General features: G+C 34.0%; 2 protein-coding genes. Both read left to right on the top strand.

The genetic code is table 11. The features are described from left to right. Window positions 1-75: 75 nt before the first annotated feature. Window positions 76-495 (top strand): mercury resistance transcriptional regulator MerR, encoded by a 420-nt coding sequence (gene merR, locus OQ279_RS18580; protein ID WP_503167777.1) that lies wholly within the window; start codon window positions 76-78, stop codon window positions 493-495. 25 nt (window positions 496-520) lie between these two features. Beyond that, window positions 521-2167 carry a mercury(II) reductase gene (gene merA, locus OQ279_RS18575; RefSeq protein ID WP_026682623.1) on the top strand — a complete coding sequence of 549 codons (1647 nt, stop codon included), beginning with the start codon at window positions 521-523 and terminating at the stop codon, window positions 2165-2167. Window positions 2168-2201 lie beyond the last annotated feature (34 nt).

Below are 2201 nucleotides of genomic sequence, written 5' to 3'. Positions count from 1 at the left end.
CGTTAACGGGCAGAATACTTGAAGAAAAGAATTTTAATATTATACTTGACCGTGTACCTTAGTACACGGTTTATTATGTTTATAGGGGTGAATAATTTGAGTTACCGAATTAGTGTGTTTGCCGAAAAATCCGGTGTAAATAAAGAGACAATTAGGTATTACGAAAAAAAATCATTATTAAAAGATCCTTCCCGAACGAATGAAGGTTATCGGATATATTCAGATGATGATGTTAAGCGTGTAAAATTTATTAAAAGACTGCAAAATCTTGGCTTTTCATTGAGTGAAATATATATATTACTTGGAGTTGTCGATAATGATGAAGTTCGCTGCAAAAATATATTTGAATTTGTATCAAAAAAAGAATTAGAAATTCAAGAACAAATTGCAGATTTAAAGCGTATTGAGTCAATGTTAAAGGACTTAAAAAGTCGATGTCCAGATCAAAAGGCAATACATCAATGTCCTATTGTTGAATCTTTGATTTTTGATTGATTTTTAAATAGAGGAGGAAGAAAAGGTGAAAAAATATCGGATTAAAATCAACGGAATGACCTGTACAGGCTGTGAACAACATATTTATGCTGCTTTAACCAACATAGGTGCTTTAAATATCGAAACCAGTTTTAGACGTGGTGAATCGGTATTTGAAATACCAGATGATGTTAATGCTGAAAATGTAAGACAAGCAATTAAACAAGCAAAATATCAACCAGAAGACATAGAAGATATTTCAACACAGAAGCTAAAAGATATAGAGTTAGATATTAAAAGTGATTACGATTTACTTATCATTGGTTCAGGCGGGGCAGCTTTTTCTGCTGCCATTAAATCAATTGAATATGGGGCAAAAGTGGGGATGATTGAACGTGGAACTGTTGGTGGAACTTGCGTGAATGTTGGTTGTGTTCCATCAAAAACACTTCTTAGAGCAGGAGAAATCAATCATATAGCAAAAGCAAATCCATTTATAGGGTTACAAACATCTGTTGGAGAAGTCGATTTAGCCTCTTTGGTGAAGCAAAAGGATGAATTAGTTAGCGAACTTCGAAATCAAAAATATATAGACTTAATTGATGAATATGGTATTGATTTAATAAAGGGTGAAGCAAAATTTATTGATGAAAATACAGTTGAAGTAAATGGGGAGAAACATTCTGCTAAACGCTTTTTAATTGCAACAGGTGCTTCACCATCAATACCAACAATTTCAGGACTTGAAGAAGTAGATTATATTACAAGTACAACACTACTTGAATTAAAAAAGATGCCTAAGCGATTAACAGTAATGGGTTCAGGCTATATCGGGTTGGAACTTGGGCAACTGTTTCATAATTTAGGTTCAGAAGTAACTCTTATCCAAAGAAGTGATTGTCTTTTAAAAGAATATGATCCAGAGATTTCAGAAGCTGTAGAAAAGGTTTTGACAGAACAAGGTATAAACCTTTTGAAAGGGGCAACTTATGAGCGTGTAGAGCAAGTTGGAGCGGTAAAAAAGGTTTATGTAACGGTAGATGGCAAGAAAAAAGTTGTGGAATCAGAACAACTACTTGTTGCAACAGGAAGAAAACCAAATACGGATTCTTTAAATTTAAGTGCAGCAGGGGTTGAAGTCGGAAAACGAAATGAAATACTGATAAATGATTATGCCAGAACAAGTAATCAGAAGATTTATGCAGCAGGAGATGTAACATTAGGGCCGCAATTTGTATATGTAGCAGCCTATGAAGGTGGGGTTGTTGCTGATAATGCGATTGGTGGGTTAAATAAAAAATTAGATTTATCAGTTTTTCCTGCTGTCACATTTATAAATCCATCCATTGCAACAGTTGGTTTAACAGAGAAAAAGGCAAAAGAACAAGGCTATGAAGTAAAAACATCTGTACTATCTTTAGATTCCGTTCCAAGAGCATTAGTAAACCGTGAAACGACAGGTGTATTTAAGGTTGTTGCTGATGCTAAAACATTAAAAATTCTTGGAGTTCATATTGTATCTGAAAATGCAGGTGATGTGATTTATGCAGCGACATTAGCAGTTAAGTTTGGTTTAACCGTGGAGGATTTAAAAGATAGCCTTGCACCATATTTAACAATGGCAGAAGGACTAAGACTAACTGCTCTTACATTTGATAAAGATGTTTCGAAGCTATCTTGTTGTGCAGGGTAAATGTAAATAAATTAATATCATCGGAGGTATGTAT

The organism is Salinimicrobium profundisediminis, from assembly GCF_026241755.1.
GTDB lineage: Bacteria > Bacteroidota > Bacteroidia > Flavobacteriales > Flavobacteriaceae > Salinimicrobium > Salinimicrobium profundisediminis.
Note: the sequence above shows the minus strand (reverse complement) of the source record. Positions and strands in the feature narration are given on the sequence as shown.